This window comes from Halobacillus litoralis (genome assembly GCF_020524085.2).
Taxonomy (GTDB): Bacteria; Bacillota; Bacilli; order Bacillales; family Halobacillaceae; genus Halobacillus; species Halobacillus litoralis_E.
Map to the genome: position 1 here is coordinate 1,974,718 of NZ_CP129016.1, position 18,806 is coordinate 1,993,523.

Consider the following 18,806-nt stretch of genomic DNA (forward strand, 5'->3'; position numbering starts at 1 on the left):
CAGAGAATATTGGGTCGAGGAAGAGGGGGGAAGGTCAAGCTCTCCTCCTGCTCCACGGGTTTACAGGCCGAGCTTCAACTTTTGACTCCATTACTTCCCGTTTGGAAAAATCCTATCGACTAATAAAAGTGGATTTGCCCGGTCATGGAAAAACAGGATCGATTGGAAGGGTAACGATGGAACGTTTTTGCCGGGATCTTAAAGCTTTACTGGATCAGCAGGGATTAGAAAAGGTGTCCTTGCTTGGTTATTCCTTAGGAGGAAGAACAGCTCTATCATTTGCCATGTTATACCCTGAATATGTCGATCGATTAATACTCGAAAGTGCTTCTCCAGGTTTACCGACAACCGAAGAACAGCTGTCACGACAAGCAAAAGATAAAGGTTTGTCAGAAAAATTGATGGAAGAAGGAATCGAATCGTTCGTAGACTTCTGGGAAAGTATCCCGCTTTTTGATTCACAACGAAAGCTTCCTAATGATGTGAAAAAAGCGTTGAGAGAAGTACGCCTGAGTCAGACGGCTGGAGGTCTTTCTGAATCACTTCTCGGTATGGGGACAGGCCACCAGCCCTCCTGGTGGGATCGGTTATCTTCGCTCAAGTGCCCGGTCTTATTAGTGACAGGAGAGGAAGATACAAAGTTCCGAAGCATCAATAGGGAAATGGCTGAGCGTTGCCCACGTGCCACTCATCGGGTTGTAAAAGATGCTGGTCATACTGTCCACCTTGAGAATCCTGGGATTTTTGCTAAAATTGTAGATGGCTTCATGATAAAATGAAAATTGCAGGAAAGCGTTTTTCATGAGGAATTTACGAATTGAATGTAGAAAAAGGAGGAAATACTATGTCTTTTGATTGGGTTAGTGAACGCGAATATGAAGATATTATGTACGAGAGATTTGAAGGGATTGCTAAAATTACGATCAACCGTCCGGAAGTTCGTAATGCTTTCCGTCCGCAAACGGTACATGAATTAATTGATGCTTTTGCTTATGCTCGCGATGACTCCCGAATCGGGGTTATTGTTCTTGCAGGAGCTGGCGATGATGCTTTCTGTGCTGGTGGAGACCAGAAAGTACGTGGCCATGGTGGTTATGTTGGGGATGACCATATCCCTCGTTTGAATGTACTTGATTTGCAACGTTTGATCCGTGTCATTCCAAAGCCTGTGGTAGCTATGGTTTCCGGATATGCAATCGGTGGTGGACATGTATTACATATCGTTTGTGATTTAACGATTGCTGCTGATAACGCCATCTTCGGTCAAACAGGACCAAAAGTGGGAAGCTTCGATGCTGGTTACGGTGCAGGATTGCTTGCTCGTATCGTCGGTCATAAGAAAGCCCGTGAAATTTGGTACTTGTGCCGTCAGTACTCTGCGAGAGAAGCGGAGGAAATGGGACTGGTCAACACAGTTGTACCATTGGAAGATCTTGAAGCGGAGACCGTACAATGGGGTCGTGAAATGCTTGAGAAGTCACCGACTGCCTTGCGTTTCCTGAAGGCTTCTTTCAATGCCGATACCGACGGTTTAGCTGGTCTTCAACAAATGGGGGGAGACGCTACTTTGTTGTATTACACAACAGAGGAAGCCAAAGAAGGGCGCGACGCCTTCAAGGAGAAGAGAAAGCCTGACTTCGATCAGTTCCCTCGTTTCCCTTGATTCGACTCTATATATGAAACCACGTGTGAAGGGGCATCCTGTAGAAAGGATTGCCCCTTTTGTGGTTTGAGCGGAAGTATAAAAGAACTGAGTAAAGGAAGGGTTGAAATGGGCGAACGTATTCCACATTGGTTAGATAAACAGGCATCACTAAACCCACAGCGTACAGCGATTGAAACATCAGACGGGAGGAACATTAGTTTTTCTGAATTAAGGGAAAAAAGCCGTAGGATGGCCGGTGAGCTTATGAAAAACGGGGTGAAGCAGGATGACCACATAGCCCTAATAGCGAGCAATAGTACGCTGTACACGGTTTTCATACACGCGGTAAGCTATGTTGGAGCGGTAGCTGTTCTGTTGAACACGAGGCTGACTGCAGCCGAAATTACGTACCAGCTTACGGATGCGCATGTTTCACATTTATTTTCTGATGATCACCACGTGCCAGTTGCTGCCGAATCGGTAACAGAGATGAACCTTGAGGTGCATAGACTTGAACATCTGAAAATGGAGAAAGGAGTCCCCCATGAACTTCAAACGGACCTCGATCTCGATGACGTTTATACGATGATGTACACATCCGGGACGACAGGGAACCCGAAAGCCGTGATGCATACGTATGGAAACCATTGGCACAGTGCGGTCGCTTCTGCCTTGAATTTAGGAACAGGAGAAAAGGACAAGTGGTTGAATTGTTTGCCTTTGTTCCATGTTGGTGGCTTTTCAATCCTAATGAAGAGTGTCGTTTATGGTATGCCGGTCATGCTTTTTGAAAAGTTCGATGCATGCAAGGTTCACGAAGCTGTTATGGAAAAAGGGGTTACTCATGTATCCGTGGTGACGGTTATGCTGCAGAGGCTAATCGAGATGCTTGATGATGGTACGTATCCAGACGACTTCCGCTGCATGCTTCTTGGTGGGGGACCTGTTCCTGAAGTATTACTCGAAAAGGCATCAGTAAAAGGAATACCTGTTTTCCAAACATATGGAATGACAGAGACTTCCTCCCAAATCGCCACACTCAGTCCAGAATTCGCTTTCTCAAAACTTGGTTCAGCAGGTAAGGCTTTAAGCTCTGCGCATCTTTATATAGACTGCAATGAAAGAGGCGAGGTTGGCGAAATTATCGTTCGTGGTCCGATGGTGTCAAAGGGATATTACAATCGGGAGAAAAGAGAAAACGCGTATTTGCGGACAGGGGACCTCGGATTTGAAGATGAAGATGGATTTTTGTTTGTCGTAGACCGGGTGAAGGATGTGATCATTTCAGGAGGAGAAAACATTTATCCTGCAGAAGTGGAGAGCGTGTTATCATCCATGCCAGGAGTACGGGAAGCAGGTGTGGCCGGTCGTCCTGATGAACATTGGGGAGAAGTTCCTGCAGCGTATATAGTGACTGAAGATGGGTCCAGTCTGACTGACGAAGAAGTGCTGAACTGGTGCAGGAAGCGTTTGGCGAAATATAAATGTCCGAAAGAGGTTCATTGGATCGATGAACTACCGAGAAATGCCTCGAACAAACTATTGCGTAGAGATTTGTCATCCTGCCTCAAGCAAGGGGGAGACGAATGAGAATCCAGTCCGTCCGTTTAAGGAAAGTCTCCATGCCATTAAAAGCTCCGTTCGTTACTCACCAGGCTGAATTGAAAGAGCGTCCTCTTATTATTGTAGAAGTAAGAGATGATGCAGGTTGTATAGGTTATGGCGAGGTGACGGCATTTCCTACCCCTTTTTACACCTATGAAACGTTAGGTACTGCTTGGAATATTTTAGAAAATCATCTGATTCCGTCCCTTTTGAAAAATGGAGCGGAACACCCTTCTGATGTGGCAGAACAAAATGGGGGAGTGCAGGGTCATCCGATGGCAAAAGCGGGTCTGGAAGCAGCGCTATGGGATTTGTATGGAAAGCAAACAGGCAGAAGCCTTGCCGATCTCCTGGGAGGTATCCGTTCATCAGTAAGCGCGGGGGCGGTGATCAGCCTAGGAGATTCGTTAGAAAAAGATGTATCCAGGTTGAAGGAAGAAAGTTTTCAAAGATATAAATTGAAAGTGGTTAAAGGAAAAGAAAAGGAAGCGATCGAAACCATCCAAGAAATCGACCCGTCCCTTCCGATCATGATCGATGCGAATGGTCAATACAATGCAGAGGATATAAGCCATTTACGTTCATTGGATGATTACGGGTTAACAATGATTGAGCAGCCTTTTCCAGGAGGGGACTTTTATTGGCATAAAAAGTTGCAAAAGGAAATGAAGACCCCGATTTGTTTGGATGAATCGATCATGTCTTTACACGATGCCATCCAAGCGGTTGAACTGGGAAGTTGTCAAATCATTAACATAAAAATCAGTCGTGTCGGTGGATTAACCGCAGCGATTCAAATTCATGACTTCTGTCAATCGCGTGGGGTTCCTGTGTGGTGCGGAGGGATGGTGGAATCTGGGATATCCAAAGCGCATAATCTTGCGTTAGCATCCCTGCCAAATTTCACGATTCCAGGTGATTTGTCCGGTTCTACAAGGTATTTTTATAAAGATCTTGTACACCCTGAGATTGTTATGCGTAAAGGTACCATTGAGGTTCCTGCGAAAGCGGGAATGGGTATGGAAGTGGATGAAGAATATTTGGATGAAGTAACACTCGTTTACAAGACCTTTTCCTGAATCATCAATCTGTAATAGGTTTCCCCTCCGTGGTTCACACTAGAGAAGAGGAGGGCGAATGATGGATAAGGATAAGTATTATATCAACATGGGAACAAGGGAAATTTCTTTAAACCACGATGCAAACAATGATGATTTCACGATTTATGCAACGGAAGAGGAAGTAAAAGCGCTAAGAGAAGTATTTGATGAGATTTATAATGCAGATGAAGAGTCTTTCTGGCGGTCCCACGTTCCGTATAATCCCTATCATAACGATCAGGCGAACGATGAAGTGGATCTTGGTATGAAAAAAGCGTTTCAAAAGATTTACGACCTTGGAGATGAAGCGACTAAACATCATATCAGTGAGATGGGTGTATTGAATGAATAATCGAACCGCTTCTTAAAAAGAAGCGGTTTTCTATGCTTCATTAGAATATCACCAGGCATATCTTCCATTTTCTCTGCTTGATTAAGAATGTCCTTAGGTACGACAATCTCTTTAATTTCGTTAAAACGTCTGAATTCACTGTATATGGATTGATTTACCTCAATTTGTTCCCCCATGATCCTCAATTTCAAGTTTCATATCCATACGGAACATTCGGGGTTCGTATGCATCTTAATCGTCGCTACATAGGTTCGCTGAGCCATTATTGTTCTATTCACTTTTTTGCTTTCTTTCTTGTAGATGATAAGAATCGAACGTTTCATGTTTGTGGGTGTTTTTACAATTTTTTCAGAAAAGCGGGAAGTTTGTCTGCTGACCGGTTTGTATTTAGCGTGGCTTGTGGTACGATTTAAACAGGTGAAAGACAGAACGTATATCAAGGATTAAAGGCAGTTGAGCAGACATGAAAACATTTTATGATTATTACCACAACCCTGTCCGGTTATCTTTTGAGGATCATCCTTTTTCCGAGACACCGAAACATGTGTGGGTGATATGCCGATACAAGGATCAATGGCTGCTCACCAAGCATAAAGATCGTGGTCTAGAATTTCCAGGCGGAAAAGTTGAAGAGGGAGAATCAGCGGAAGACGCCGCTGTCAGAGAAGTCAGAGAAGAGACAGGAGCCGTTATTTCTCATTTATCCTACATTGGTCAGTACCATGTAGAAGGGAAAGGGGGGACGGTCATTAAGAATGTGTATTTTGCAATGATTGATTCGATCGATGATCAGGATCATTATTTTGAGACGCACGGACCAGTATTGTTCCGTCATCTCCCGCGTAATTTAAAATCGAATGATCGTTTTAGTTTCATGATGAAAGATGAAGTGTTGCCAGAGTGCTTGAAAAAGGTAGAAAAGTTTAACTAAACTTTTCTACCTTTTTTCTAATGTTTCTTCAACAATCTGGCAGGATTGTTGAAGACTCAGTTTCGAGATGTTTCCGGGGTTCGTTGCTATGTTGGGCGTCAGGGGTGGTCGGGAACCTACTCGCTTTCCTGCGGGGATGACGGCAAGCCTCCTCGTGCTTCGCACTGTGGGGTCTTGCCAGTCCATCCATTCCCGCGGGAGTCTCGCAGCTTCCCAACCACCCCTTTCGGTGTAAGGGAGAAACGAACCCTTGTGCCAAATTGGACGGGTCTTTCACTATCCAACTGTTAGAGGTGTAAAGCGAAGTGGATTAAGCTTTAACGTACTGTTGAGGTGTTCTAGTCATCCACCTCCCATAATCATACGAGCTGACCTTTTAGGAGTGTTTTCGAAAATCTTTCATGGCAATGGGGCGGAGGGAAACGGTGAGACTCCTATGGGACGTGTGGGAGAGGTGAGACCCCGGAAGGCGTAGCCTGAGGAGGCTCACCGCCCGCCCCATGGAAAGCGAACCTTTTCCCGGAGCCCCTAGAATCACTCAATTGTCTCGAAACTGAGTCTTCCACAAACGGGAGCGTTTGTGAGTGGAGGGCATAGAGAAGGCCCCGCTGGAAATCCAGCGGGGCCTTCTTTTATATGAGGAGATGAGGAAACAATTGTTATGACCTGTGGTAGGTCGGTCCTGCATTTTTGATTTCTTCGCTTGCATATGTGAATTTCTTGAAGTTTTCATGAAACTTGCTTGCCAATGACTTGGCACTTTGATCATATGCATCGGCGTCTGCCCATGTTTTTCTAGGAAATAATACTTCATCTGGTACACCAGGGCAGTGTGTAGGAATATTCAAACCGAAAAATGGATCTTGATAAGTTTCAGCAGAGCTTAACTCTCCCTCCAGTGCGGCATGAATCATGGATCTTGTGTAGGCCAGTTTAATTCGCTGCCCTTCCCCGTAAGATCCTCCTGACCAGCCTGTGTTGACCAAATAAACATCTGCGTTGAATTGGTCAATTTTTTCCCCGAGCATTTCTGCATAAGTGGATGGCGGGAGAGGAAGGAACGGTGAACCGAAGCAGGCAGAAAATGTAGCTTGTGGTTCTGTGATTCCTCTTTCAGTCCCTGCAAGTTTACTCGTATATCCACTCAAGAAATGGTACATGGCCTGCTCTTTGGTCAATTTACTGATTGGTGGGAGGACACCTGTTGCATCAGCTGTTAAAAAGATGATGGCATTCGGATGACCGGCGATACTCGGTTGTACAGTATTATCAATATGCTCTAATGGATAAGCCGCTCGTGTATTTTCAGTGAGACTTGTGTCATTGTAGTCGGGCTGGTGGGTCTGTGGATCAAGCACTACGTTTTCCAGGACAGAGCCGAAATGAATGGCATCAAAAATCTGGGGTTCCTTTTCTTGAGAAAGGTTGATACATTTCGCGTAACATCCACCCTCAATATTAAAAACTCCGTAGTTTGACCATGCATGTTCATCATCACCAATCAACCTACGTTGAGGGTCCGCTGATAATGTTGTCTTTCCTGTTCCGGAAAGGCCGAAGAATAAAGCCACATCTCCCCTCTTTACCTACGTTAGCTGAGCAATGCATAGGGAGAACGTTCTTCTCGGGAAGAATATAGTTCATGACAGAGAAGATAGACTTTTTAATCTCTCCGGCATATTCGGTGCCACCAATTAAAACAATACGGTGTTTAAAAGAGATCATGATGAATGCTTCTGAGTTCGTTCCATCGGTCTCCGGATTAGCTTTGAAGGTTGGAGCAGAGATTACAGTAAACTCTGCTTCATGATCTTCTACTTCCTGTTCATCTGGACGAATGAACATTTGCTGTGCGAATAAGTTGTGCCAGGCGAACTCTGTGAGTACCTGAAGAGGAAGACGGTGCTTTTCATCTGCCCCCGCAAAGCCCTTAAAGACAAAAAGTTCATTCCGTTCTTTCAAATAATCCAATACTTTATGATATAGTTTTACAAACGTTTGATCATCTATGGGCTGGTTGACAGCTCCCCAGTGAACTTTATCTTGTGTAACATCATCCTGAACGATGAATTTATCTTTCGGAGATCTTCCAGTATAAGTACCCGTCGTTGCCTGGATGGCCCCTTTTTCTGTCAGGGTACCTTCATTACGGTATAAAATCTTTTCCACTAAGTGTGGAACAGATAGCTGGTGGTGGACATGTTCTTGGGCAAGTAAAAGATTCAGTTCAGACATTTGATTTATGGTACTCATATGTGTCGACCCGCCTTTGCATTTATTATGATCAACCTAATGTGAGATTAGTATAACACATTGAATTCTTTAGTCCATACTATACGTGAAAAAGCTTACATTTTATTTATTCTGAATTATCAAACTAGAAACCCACTCTTTTGTTCAACAATCTGGCAGGATTGTGAAAGACTCAGTTTCGAGACTTTTGTTGAGTGGATGGGGGCTGCGGGGAATAACTCGCTTTCCGCGGGAGCGCGGTGAGCCTCCTCAGGCTAACGCCTTGCGGGGTCTCACCAAGCACTCTTTTCCCGCAGGAGTCTCGCCATTCCCCTCCGCCCCTTTGCTATATCAGTGTCTCGAAACCACTCCCCGAATAATCAGCTATTCAGTTTAATGGGAGTATAAGGATAAAATCCCCGTGCCCAGGTATTTGCACTCTGAGAGCTTAATACAGAGCGTTCTATGCTTTTAACAATCGAGATAGCGGAAGACAATCCAACTTGGTAAAGGGGTTCGTTTCTCACATACATCGAATGGGGTGGTTGGGAAGCTGCGAGACTCCCGTGGGAGAAGGAGATAGGCGAGATCCCGCAGGACGCAGTCCCAGGGAGCTCGGCGCTCCCCTACAGGAAAGCGAGTAGCTTCCCAGCCACCCCTGACTCCCATTATGGCAAACGAAACCCTAAAGCATCTCGAAACTGAGTCTTCAACAAACGGGAGCTTATATGGAAGAGTGGGATATTTCTTATTGAAAAAAGTTTCTAATAATATATGTGAATTTCATTCAAACGTTTACTAAATACGAATACGTTAGAATGAGGTGGAATTCAATTGACAACAAATGAGGTTTTCGATACGATAACGGAGAACGGATACTCTCTTATCCAGAGTTGGTGGAGGGACAGGCCCTTTGAAACCCAGCAACCGTCATGCACATGACACGGTGCTAACCTGAAGCAAGGAGGACATGCTCCTTGGACGATAAGAGCGAAAGGAAGCAGCCCCTTTCCTCGAATAGGAAAGGTTTTTTCTTTTTATAAGGCTTTTTTTCAAACAGAGGGATGAGATTGATTCATCCACTCATTAAAACTCAGCCTTTAATGAAGAAATATTCGAACAGGATAACCTGTAGATATTCCTATGTAATTGCTCCATTGGTTGTGAAAAGAGGCAACATGAACATATATGAAACGTATAAAAGTTTCTGCACATACTGGTAAAGAGTTCCGTCTAATACTTTGTACTTACAGAAGGAGGAGTTTTTAAGAATGCCTGCAAACCGCCGGTTATTCACATCAGAATCCGTCACGGAGGGTCATCCGGACAAAATTTGTGACCAGATTTCTGATGCGATATTAGATGAAATTTTAAAAAACGACCCTAACGCGAGGGTTGCATGTGAGACAACAGTGACAACGGGACTTGTACTGGTTTCTGGTGAGATTAGTACAAATACTTACGTGGATATTCCATCCATCGTACGTCAGACGATCAAAGATATCGGATATACTCGTGCGAAGTACGGGTTTGATGCGGATACATGTGCTGTTCTGACTGCGATTGATGAGCAATCCCCTGATATTGCAGGAGGCGTGGACGTTGCTCTTGAATCCCGTGAAGGAAAAATGAGTGACGATGAAATTGAATCGATTGGTGCAGGAGACTAGGGATTGATGTTTGGTTTTGCTAATAATGAAACCAAAGAATTGATGCCTCTTCCAATCTCCTTGGCTCATAAACTCTCTAAACGTCTATCTGATGTTAGAAATGATGGTACACTTGATTACCTTCGTCCAGATGGAAAAACACAAGTGACGGTAGAGTACGACGAAAATGATCAGCCAGTGCGCGTGGATACAATTGTTATTTCTACCCAGCATGCGGAAGAAGTGACTCTGCAACAGATCCAGGAAGATTTGAAGAAACATGTGATTGGGCCGATCGTGCCTGAAGGATATATTGATGAACAGACGAAGTACTTTATTAATCCAACCGGACGCTTCGTCATTGGAGGTCCACAAGGTGACGCCGGGCTAACCGGAAGAAAGATTATCGTCGACACATATGGTGGCTATGCTCGTCATGGAGGGGGAGCCTTCAGTGGTAAAGATGCTACGAAAGTAGACCGTTCTGCTGCATATGCTGCCCGTTACGTTGCGAAAAATATCGTAGCTGCAGGACTTGCGGATTCTGTTGAAGTTCAGCTTGCTTATGCCATCGGTGTTGCGCAGCCTGTTTCTATTGCTATTAACACGAATGGAACAGGTGCGGTTTCTGAGGAGCAACTGGTGGAAGCTGTCCGTGAACTGTTCGACCTTCGCCCAGCAGGAATTATTAAGATGTTGGACCTGCGTCGTCCTATTTATCGTCAAACGGCTGCTTACGGTCATTTCGGACGTACAGATGTGGAGTTCCCTTGGGAGCGTACAGATAAAGCCGAAGAATTGAAGGCACGCTGTCAGTAATAAAAAAAAACCGTTCCAAACAAAAGTTTGGAACGGTTTTTTTCGTTCAAGTGATCGATTTGTGGCTTCATGATTTTCGTAGTTCTTTATAATATTGCCCTTTTTCCACATAACTCTTTCTGATCCTGTTGAGTTCCTTAATGTCTTCTTCATTTAGTTCTCTTATGACTTTGGCCGGCCGTCCGAAAGCGAGAGTATTTGGTGGAATCACTTTCCCGGGGGGAACAAGACTCCCGGCGCCGATGAAAGCTTGTTCTCCAATAACAGCGCCATCCAGAATAAGAGATCCCATGCCGATCAGCGCGTTTTCTTTTATATGGGCGGAATGTAAAGTGACTTGGTGGCCGACGGTTACCCCGTCCTCAATGATTAATGGTTTGTCTGGGCTTTGATGTAAGAGGCTTAAATCTTGAATGTTGGTGTTCTTGCCAATATGTACGGGAGCTACATCTCCTCTGATCACGGTCTTGAACCAAACACTGGCCTTTTCCTGTATGGTTACATCCCCTGTGATCACAGCATCTTCAGCAACATACGCGCTCGGATGTATGTCAGGTACCTTTCCTTTATATTCGCAAATCATGAAAAACCCCCTTATACTTATACTATTGATAGTATAGCAGAAGAAAAGAGGGAGATGCTGTGAAGAAAGTAGAATCAGTCAATGATCGTGCAACGGTTGTGCTCGTTCATGGGGCCTTTGAACATTCAGGACGGTATCATGAACTGGTCGACCAACTTCAAAAGGATGGGTATTCCGTTATTTATGGGGACCTGCCAGGTCAGGGTCGTTCTTCAGGGAAGAGTGGCCATATCCGTTCTTTTCAGGACTATATCAATACCATTATGATGTGGATTCAAGAGGCGGACCCCAATAAAAAAGTATTTTTAATGGGGCATAGCATGGGAGGCCTTGCGGTTGTTCGTACAATGGAGACCGCTCAACCAAAGGTGGATGGTGTTATTCTTTCTTCTCCTGCGCTAGGGCTCCTGAAAAAAAGCGAGCATCCCCTTGGAAGCTGTGTCTTATATGTTAAATACTTTTATTCCATCATTAAGAATCAAAGCTCCTCAAGATCCCGAATATATCACACGTAATAAGGACAAAATTATAGAGTTTCAACAAGATCCTTTGATTATTGATAAAGTCTCTGTTCGCTGGTACCGTGAATTTCAGAAAGCGACGAGAGAAGCGTTTTCTGATATTCAACGCTTTCCTGATATCCCATTGCTACTGATGCAGGCCGAAGAGGATTATATGGTGAGAATAGAGAAGACCGCTGAATGGTTTGACCGGGTTCAGGTAAAAGAAAAAAGGTACAAACAGTGGCCAGGTCTTTATCATGAAATTTATAACGAGCCGGAATGGAAAGATGTCTATCAACATACGCTATCTTTTTTAGAGGATCATCTAAAGTAAATCGGAAAGGAGGCTTTCTTTTGAGACGTGCAGTCCCAGGTAACGCCATGTTTTTGATGTACAGAGTTTATCGAAATATTTTTCCTGCTGTTCATAATGAATTATCTTACTGGATTGAAAGGGCGAAATCGATTCCTGACGAAGAACTTAGAAGTCAAGCTTTGGCGAGTATTGAAGAAAAGACGTTTCACTGTGAAGGGGGATCTATTTACTCTGCTCTCTCCCGCGGCAACGATAAACAGGCCATTCGATTCATTGTTGCTTATCAAACCATCAGTGACTACTTGGACAACCTTTGTGACCGTAGCACCTCTATGGATCCTGACGATTTCCGCATGTTGCATGAATCTATGATCGACGCCTTGACACCAGGTAACCCATTACAGGATTATTACCAATATCGTGACGAGCAGGATGATGGGGGGTACCTCCATGATCTTGTGAACACGTGCCAGCAAGTCCTTTCCGAGGCGGAAGACTATCAGATCGTCAAGAAGCAGGCGGTAAGGTTAGGTCAGTTGTATGGTGATTTGCAAGTTCATAAGCATGTGATCGAAAACGAGAGGATTCCGAGGCTTCAAAATTGGTTCAAGCACTACCAAAAAGAATGGCCGGAACTCAGCTGGTATGAGTTTTCCGCATGTACAGGGTCTACGTTGGGAATTTTTTGCCTTGTTTCCTATACGCTTAGTGGAAAGATGGATGCAACGTTATCTAATCAAATTGAAAGAAGTTATTTTCCTTATATGCAGGGATTACATATCTTGCTTGATTATTACATTGACCAAGAGGAAGATGAGAAAGAGGGGGATTTGAATTTCTGTGCTTACTACGACCATGAGGATGAAATGAAGAACCGCTTCCGGTATTTTGTTGAAAAGGCCCATGAGGAAATTCAAAGGCTCCCGGATGCAGCGTTTCACCAAATGATACATGAAGGTCTGGTTGGCATGTACTTAGCGGATCGTAAAGTAGGCAGACTTTCAAATGCTAAAAGCTTTGTGAAAGAGATGTTGAAAGTAAGTGGTAAGAAAGCAACGTTCTTTTATTACAATACAAAGGTGTATCATAAATTAAAGCCTGGTCGTGAGATTTAAACGACCAGGCTTTTTCCTTTTAGGAATATAAGAAGTTACGCGGTTTGCTGTTTTTATCCTCCGTCTGGATTTCACCTTAATCCTTAGGAAAGCTTCTCGATGGCTAAGATAAAGGGAGGTGTTCTTTTTTTATTGATAAATCCGTAATGAAGGACTTGGTAGTACTTGGAATCCAACTCTGATACATATTCCATGATGGCATCTTTCTCTTCGGCTCCCCCAGGGTGTCCGTGATAGACAACTAAGACCACCAACCCACCTTTCTTTAGAGTAGCCAGTACGTTTTCAACCGACTGGATCGTCCCTTCAGGCTTGGTTACCACAGTTTTATCACTGCCTGGCAGATAACCTAAATTGTAAATGGCTGCGGATATATTGGTTTGGTGTTTGTCTTGTAGGTAGTTTTGTACGTAGGCATGGGAATCATGGATAAGACTCGTATGGTTTGCAAGCCCATGTTCCTTTAAACGTTCCTGAGTTTTTGAGATCGCTTGATCCTGCACATCAAAGGCATACACATGCCCTTTCTCTCCTACAAGTTGGGCGAGAAAAGCTGTATCGTGACCGTTGCCGCACGTTCCATCTATAACGACATCGCCAGGTTCTATCGTTTTTTTCATCAATGAATGGGCGTAGTCTAAAATTCGTTCAATCGTCATGCTGCATCCTCCAATAGTATTGTTCTTTAGTATTGTAGCACGAATAGACTTTTCATGTAGATGGACGAAAAGCTTGGGCGAATGCCGCTTGACAAAGCTGTTTTCATTCATTAATATACGGTTATAATAGCATGACGTTGAAAAGGAGTAGTAGTGACTCTTTCAAGTGGTAGAGAGGCAGCGGCTGGTGGAAGCTGTCCTTGAAAATCATGAACTCGCCTTGGATGTCGCAGAAGTGAACATAAGTAGTTTCTGCCGGTGTGGTCGCCGTTATCGATGTCAAGTTGAACACAGATGTGTTAATTTGGGTGGTACCGCGGGAATCAAGCCTCTCGTCCCATACTGGGATGAGGGGCTTTTTATATTTTTTAGAGAGATTATGAGGAGGCAATGAAATGGCTTTTGATCATAAGACCATTGAAAAGAAATGGCAAAAATACTGGCTTGAAGAAAAGACATTCAAGACAGACAGTTACTCAGACAAAAAGAAATTCTATGCATTGGATATGTTCCCTTATCCATCAGGTGCCGGTCTACACGTTGGACACCCGGAAGGATACACAGCTACAGACATCCTTTCCCGTATGAAGCGGATGCAGGGATATGAAGTGCTTCATCCGATTGGTTGGGATGCTTTCGGGCTTCCGGCAGAGCAATATGCATTGGATACAGGAAATGATCCTGAAGAATTTACAAAACAAAACATTGACACCTTCCGTAGGCAAATACAAGAACTGGGTTTCTCCTATGATTGGGATCGAGAAGTGAATACAACAGACCCTGATTACTATAAATGGACGCAATGGATCTTTTTGAAACTTTATGAAAAGGGTCTGGCTTATATTGACGAAGTAGCCGTGAACTGGTGTCCGGCTCTTGGCACGGTACTTGCGAATGAAGAAGTTATCGATGGTCGAAGTGAACGAGGAGATCACCCTGTTGAACGTCGCCCGATGAAACAGTGGATGCTGAAGATTACAGCTTATGCGGATCGTCTACTTGAAGACTTGGAAGAGTTGGATTGGCCGGAAAGCATTAAAGATATGCAAAGAAATTGGATTGGCAAGTCAGAAGGGGCAGAGGTCACTTTTGAAATTGATGGTTTTAACCAATCTTTTGATGTGTTTACCACTCGTCCAGACACATTATTTGGTGCAACTTATGCCGTCGTGGCTCCAGAACATCCACTGGTCAATGAAATTGTAACAGCTGAACAGAAAGGTGCCGTATCCACATATATTGAAAAAGCGCAAAACAAGAGTGATCTTGAGCGTACGGACTTGGCTAAGGATAAATCAGGGGTATTCACTGGTTCTTATGCGATCAATCCGATCAATGGTGAAAAGCTTCCAATCTGGGTGGCTGATTACGTATTGATGAGCTACGGCAGCGGTGCCATTATGGCGGTCCCTGCCCATGATGAAAGAGACTTTGAATTCGCCCAGAAATTTGACCTTCCGATCATCCCAGTCGTAGAGGGAGGAAATGTTGAGGAAGAAGCATATACAGGAGATGGTCCTCACATCAACTCTGACTTCTTAAACGGCCTTGGGAAAGAAGAGGCAATTGAAAAGGCAATTCATTGGCTTGAAGAAAACGGGAAAGGTAAGAAACAAACAACTTACCGCCTTCGTGACTGGCTCTTCAGCCGTCAGCGCTATTGGGGTGAACCAATCCCTGTCATCCACTGGGAAGACGGTTCGATTACTGCAGTCAAAGAAGAAGAACTACCTGTTAAACTTCCAAAGACGACGGAAATTAAACCATCCGGCACAGGGGAATCCCCGCTTGCTAATATTGATGAATGGGTTAATGTCGTAGATCCTGAAACAGGCATGAAGGGGCGCAGGGAAACGAATACGATGCCTCAATGGGCAGGTAGCTGCTGGTATTACCTGCGTTATATTGATGCTAATAATGAGGAAACCTTTGCTGATTATGAAGCATTGAAAAAGTGGCTTCCGGTCGATGTGTATATTGGTGGCGCGGAGCACGCGGTTCTTCACTTGTTGTATGCACGTTTCTGGCACAAGGTCCTTTACGATGCAGGAGTTGTTCCAACGAAAGAACCATTCCAAAAGCTATTCAATCAGGGCATGATCCTTGGAGAAAATAATGAAAAAATGAGTAAGTCTAAAGGGAATGTTGTCAATCCTGATGACATCGTCTACTCTCACGGGGCAGACACTCTGAGACTTTATGAAATGTTTATGGGGCCGCTTGATGCATCAGTAGCATGGTCTGAGAATGGCTTGGACGGGGCTCGTCGTTTCCTTGATCGTGTATGGCGACTATTTGTTACTGAAGGTGAATTGTCAGAAGCAGTTAAAGAAAATTCAGGGGATACTACGTTGGAGAAGGTCTACCATGAAACCGTTAAAAAAGTGACTGAAAACTTTGAAGCCCTTCGTTTCAATACAGGAATCTCTCAAATGATGGTCTTTATCAATGATGGGTATAAAGCAGACGTTTTACCGAAAGAGTATGTAGAAGGCTTTGTTAAACTTCTATCTCCTGTCGCTCCACACCTAGCAGAAGAACTATGGCAGAAGCTTGGCCACTCTGAAACGATCAGCTATCAGCCTTGGCCGGAGTTTGACGAATCTAAACTTGTAGAAGATGAAGTGGAAATCGTGGTCCAGGTTATGGGTAAAGTGCGTGCGAAAATGATGGTAAATAAAGAAGCTTCCAAAGAAGATCTAGAGAAGCAAGCACTTGAAAATGACGACGTCAAGCAATGGCTGGAAGGAAAGACAATCAGGAAAGTTGTTGCTGTACCAGGTAAACTAGTCAACATTGTAGCCAATTAAATCATTTGTAAGCACCCTGTTTGTATAGCAGGGTGCTTTATTTGTTATTGGTCATATGCCTTGACTTTAATTAACAGTAAATTAAAATTAATGTGCAAACGATTAATATGGAGGGATGAAAATGAGTCAAATTAAAGAAATCACGCCTCAACAAGTGGAAGAGAAAATCAACAATAACGATGACTTTACTATAATCGATGTAAGAGAAGATGAAGAAGTTTCACAAGGGATGGTTCCGAATGCAAAGCATATACGCCTTGGGGATATTCCTGAAAAAATTGAGAGCCTGCCTAAAGATCAAGAGTATGTGATGATCTGCCGTTCCGGTCGCCGCAGCATGAATGCTGCCGAATTCATGAAAGAACGTGGATTTGGGAACGTACAAAACATGGAAGGCGGAATGTTGAAGTGGCAAGGAGAGCTCGTTTTTTAACACGAGCGGTGTTAAGCGATAACTGCTACAAATAATTTAATACGTTGTGTCAGATGTAACTACACACATTTGATCGGCCCTTTCTATATAGAAGGGGTTTTTTTACTCTCTAATAATGGTTGCATTTATATCAAAGAAATTCTATTAAACTATTGACGTGGGAAAGTTCACCGTGTATTATAGGTAACGTTGCTTATTCAGCAGCACAGAAAACATCTCATTAAGAGATTTATTTCAACAAATTCTATTAAAGCTATTGACGACATATAGTCGATTATGCTAGAATTTGATTACTGTCGGGTGAGGCAGTACTTGATCTTTGAAAACTGAACGAACCAACCAGTACGTCAAAACATTTCTTCTTTATAGAAGAGATTTGAAACAAGCACATTCGGTGTGCAAATGAGCAAGTCAAACTTAACTTTTATGGAGAGTTTGATCCTGACTCAGGACGAACGCTGGCGGCGTGCCTAATACATGCAAGTCGAGCGCGGGAAGCGAGTGGATCCCTTCGGGGTGAAGCTCGTGGAACGAGCGGCGGACGGGTGAGTAACACGTGGGCAACCTGCCTGTAAGATCGGAATAACCCCGGGAAACCGGGGCTAATGCCGGGTAATACTTTCTTTCGCATGAAGGAAAGTTGAAAGATGGCTTCTTGCTATCACTTACAGATGGGCCCGCGGCGCATTAGCTAGTTGGTGAGGTAACGGCTCACCAAGGCGACGATGCGTAGCCGACCTGAGAGGGTGATCGGCCACACTGGGACTGAGACACGGCCCAGACTCCTACGGGAGGCAGCAGTAGGGAATCTTCCGCAATGGACGAAAGTCTGACGGAGCAACGCCGCGTGAACGATGAAGGTCTTCGGATCGTAAAGTTCTGTTGTTAGGGAAGAACAAGTACCGTGCGAATAGAGCGGTACCTTGACGGTACCTAACGAGGAAGCCCCGGCTAACTACGTGCCAGCAGCCGCGGTAATACGTAGGGGGCAAGCGTTGTCCGGAATTATTGGGCGTAAAGCGCGCGCAGGCGGTTCCTTAAGTCTGATGTGAAAGCCCACGGCTCAACCGTGGAGGGTCATTGGAAACTGGGGAACTTGAGGACAGAAGAGGAGAGTGGAATTCCACGTGTAGCGGTGAAATGCGTAGATATGTGGAGGAACACCAGTGGCGAAGGCGACTCTCTGGTCTGTTTCTGACGCTGAGGTGCGAAAGCGTGGGTAGCAAACAGGATTAGATACCCCTGGTAGTCCACGCCGTAAACGATGAGTGCTAGGTGTTAGGGGGCTTCCACCCCTTAGTGCTGAAGTTAACGCATTAAGCACTCCGCCTGGGGAGTACGGCCGCAAGGCTGAAACTCAAAGGAATTGACGGGGGCCCGCACAAGCGGTGGAGCATGTGGTTTAATTCGAAGCAACGCGAAGAACCTTACCAGGTCTTGACATCCTTGGACAATCCTAGAGATAGGACTTTCCCTTCGGGGACCAAGTGACAGGTGGTGCATGGTTGTCGTCAGCTCGTGTCGTGAGATGTTGGGTTAAGTCCCGCAACGAGCGCAACCCCTAATCTTAGTTGCCAGCATTCAGTTGGGCACTCTAAGGTGACTGCCGGTGACAAACCGGAGGAAGGCGGGGATGACGTCAAATCATCATGCCCCTTATGACCTGGGCTACACACGTGCTACAATGGATGGTACAAAGGGCAGCGAAGCCGCGAGGTGTAGCAAATCCCATAAAACCATTCTCAGTTCGGATTGCAGGCTGCAACTCGCCTGCATGAAGCCGGAATCGCTAGTAATCGCGGATCAGCATGCCGCGGTGAATACGTTCCCGGGCCTTGTACACACCGCCCGTCACACCACGAGAGTTGGCAACACCCGAAGTCGGTGAGGTAACCTTTTTGGAGCCAGCCGCCGAAGGTGGGGCCAATGATTGGGGTGAAGTCGTAACAAGGTAGCCGTATCGGAAGGTGCGGCTGGATCACCTCCTTTCTAAGGATATAACGGAAACGTACTGTGTTGGTTGTTCAGTTTTGAGAGATCAAACGATCTTTCAA

General features: G+C 44.7%; 14 protein-coding genes, 1 rRNA gene, 2 pseudogenes, 1 riboswitch and 1 other annotated feature. Of the genes and pseudogenes, 13 read left to right on the forward strand and 4 right to left on the reverse strand.

Annotated elements, in window-relative coordinates:
- Positions 1–89: 89 nt before the first annotated feature.
- From menH to LC065_RS09970, 5 genes are all read left to right on the forward strand, one after another.
- Complete coding sequence (gene menH, locus LC065_RS09950) at positions 90–779, forward strand: 2-succinyl-6-hydroxy-2,4-cyclohexadiene-1-carboxylate synthase (RefSeq protein WP_371933452.1); 690 nt, start codon at positions 90–92, stop codon at positions 777–779.
- A gap of 65 nt (positions 780–844) precedes the next feature.
- Positions 845–1,663: a 1,4-dihydroxy-2-naphthoyl-CoA synthase gene (gene menB, locus LC065_RS09955; RefSeq protein ID WP_089654878.1), complete on the forward strand. Its 819-nt coding sequence runs from the start codon at positions 845–847 to the stop codon at positions 1,661–1,663.
- Positions 1,664–1,771: 108 nt separating this feature from the next.
- Entirely contained in the window at positions 1,772–3,235 is a 1,464-nt protein-coding gene (locus LC065_RS09960) for an o-succinylbenzoate--CoA ligase (protein ID WP_226591748.1), read from the forward strand.
- Positions 3,232–4,329 (forward strand): o-succinylbenzoate synthase, encoded by a 1,098-nt coding sequence (gene menC, locus LC065_RS09965; protein ID WP_226591746.1) that lies wholly within the window; start codon positions 3,232–3,234, stop codon positions 4,327–4,329. Before LC065_RS09960 ends, menC begins: the two co-directional genes overlap by 4 nt.
- A 61-nt stretch (positions 4,330–4,390) precedes the next feature.
- Complete coding sequence (locus LC065_RS09970; protein WP_226591745.1) at positions 4,391–4,702, forward strand: hydrolase; 312 nt, start codon at positions 4,391–4,393, stop codon at positions 4,700–4,702.
- Here the strand turns inward: LC065_RS09970 and LC065_RS20500 are convergent.
- Positions 4,669–4,878 carry a DUF6612 family protein gene (locus LC065_RS20500; RefSeq protein WP_371933453.1) on the reverse strand — a complete coding sequence of 70 codons (210 nt, stop codon included), beginning with the start codon at positions 4,876–4,878 and terminating at the stop codon, positions 4,669–4,671. The two genes, LC065_RS09970 and LC065_RS20500, sit on opposite strands and share 34 nt — an antisense overlap.
- A 287-nt stretch (positions 4,879–5,165) precedes the next feature.
- Here LC065_RS20500 and ytkD point away from each other — a divergent pair, with 287 nt between their 5' ends.
- Complete coding sequence (ytkD, locus tag LC065_RS09975; RefSeq protein ID WP_226591741.1) at positions 5,166–5,633, forward strand: RNA deprotection pyrophosphohydrolase; 468 nt, start codon at positions 5,166–5,168, stop codon at positions 5,631–5,633.
- A gap of 659 nt (positions 5,634–6,292) precedes the next feature.
- Here ytkD and pckA read toward each other — a convergent pair.
- A pseudogene (pckA, locus tag LC065_RS09980) lies at positions 6,293–7,886 on the reverse strand (phosphoenolpyruvate carboxykinase (ATP)).
- Positions 7,887–8,745: 859 nt separating this feature from the next.
- A riboswitch (SAM riboswitch) is annotated at positions 8,746–8,856 on the forward strand.
- A gap of 280 nt (positions 8,857–9,136) precedes the next feature.
- Between pckA and metK the strand changes: the two are divergent.
- A pseudogene (gene metK, locus LC065_RS09985) lies at positions 9,137–10,333 on the forward strand (methionine adenosyltransferase).
- 67 nt (positions 10,334–10,400) lie between these two features.
- Here metK and LC065_RS09990 read toward each other — a convergent pair.
- Positions 10,401–10,916 carry a gamma carbonic anhydrase gene (locus LC065_RS09990; protein WP_226591735.1) on the reverse strand — a complete coding sequence of 172 codons (516 nt, stop codon included), beginning with the start codon at positions 10,914–10,916 and terminating at the stop codon, positions 10,401–10,403.
- 59 nt (positions 10,917–10,975) lie between these two features.
- Between LC065_RS09990 and LC065_RS09995 the strand changes: the two genes are divergently transcribed.
- The 3 genes from LC065_RS09995 to LC065_RS10005 are packed head-to-tail and all read left to right on the forward strand — an operon-like array spanning position 10,976 to position 12,850.
- On the forward strand, positions 10,976–11,431 hold the full coding sequence (locus LC065_RS09995) for an alpha/beta hydrolase (RefSeq protein ID WP_306163378.1): 456 nt from the start codon (positions 10,976–10,978) through the stop codon (positions 11,429–11,431).
- The gene (locus LC065_RS10000) at positions 11,364–11,753 is read left to right on the forward strand and encodes a serine aminopeptidase domain-containing protein (RefSeq protein ID WP_306163379.1); all 390 of its coding nucleotides are present in this window, start codon (positions 11,364–11,366) and stop codon (positions 11,751–11,753) included. Before LC065_RS09995 ends, LC065_RS10000 begins: the two co-directional genes overlap by 68 nt.
- Positions 11,754–11,800: 47 nt before the next feature.
- Positions 11,801–12,850 carry a tetraprenyl-beta-curcumene synthase family protein gene (locus LC065_RS10005; protein WP_226592785.1) on the forward strand — a complete coding sequence of 350 codons (1,050 nt, stop codon included), beginning with the start codon at positions 11,801–11,803 and terminating at the stop codon, positions 12,848–12,850.
- Between the two features lie 83 nt (positions 12,851–12,933).
- Here LC065_RS10005 and LC065_RS10010 read toward each other — a convergent pair whose 3' ends face one another.
- Complete coding sequence (locus LC065_RS10010; protein ID WP_226591731.1) at positions 12,934–13,509, reverse strand: tRNA 5-(aminomethyl)-2-thiouridylate-methyltransferase MnmM; 576 nt, start codon at positions 13,507–13,509, stop codon at positions 12,934–12,936.
- Between the two features lie 128 nt (positions 13,510–13,637).
- Positions 13,638–13,852 (forward strand) — a binding site (T-box leader).
- Positions 13,853–13,904: 52 nt separating this feature from the next.
- On the opposite strand from LC065_RS10010, the gene leuS reads away from it, so the two are divergent.
- The 3 genes from leuS to LC065_RS10025 all read left to right on the forward strand — a co-directional run bounded on the left by leuS (position 13,905) and on the right by LC065_RS10025 (position 18,741).
- The gene (gene leuS / locus LC065_RS10015) at positions 13,905–16,319 is read left to right on the forward strand and encodes a leucine--tRNA ligase (protein ID WP_226591729.1); all 2,415 of its coding nucleotides are present in this window, start codon (positions 13,905–13,907) and stop codon (positions 16,317–16,319) included.
- A 121-nt stretch (positions 16,320–16,440) separates the two neighbouring features.
- On the forward strand, positions 16,441–16,752 hold the full coding sequence (locus tag LC065_RS10020; RefSeq protein WP_226591727.1) for a rhodanese-like domain-containing protein: 312 nt from the start codon (positions 16,441–16,443) through the stop codon (positions 16,750–16,752).
- Positions 16,753–17,175: 423 nt separating this feature from the next.
- A 16S ribosomal RNA gene (locus LC065_RS10025) occupies positions 17,176–18,741 on the forward strand.
- The last annotated feature ends 65 nt before the right edge of the window (positions 18,742–18,806 follow it).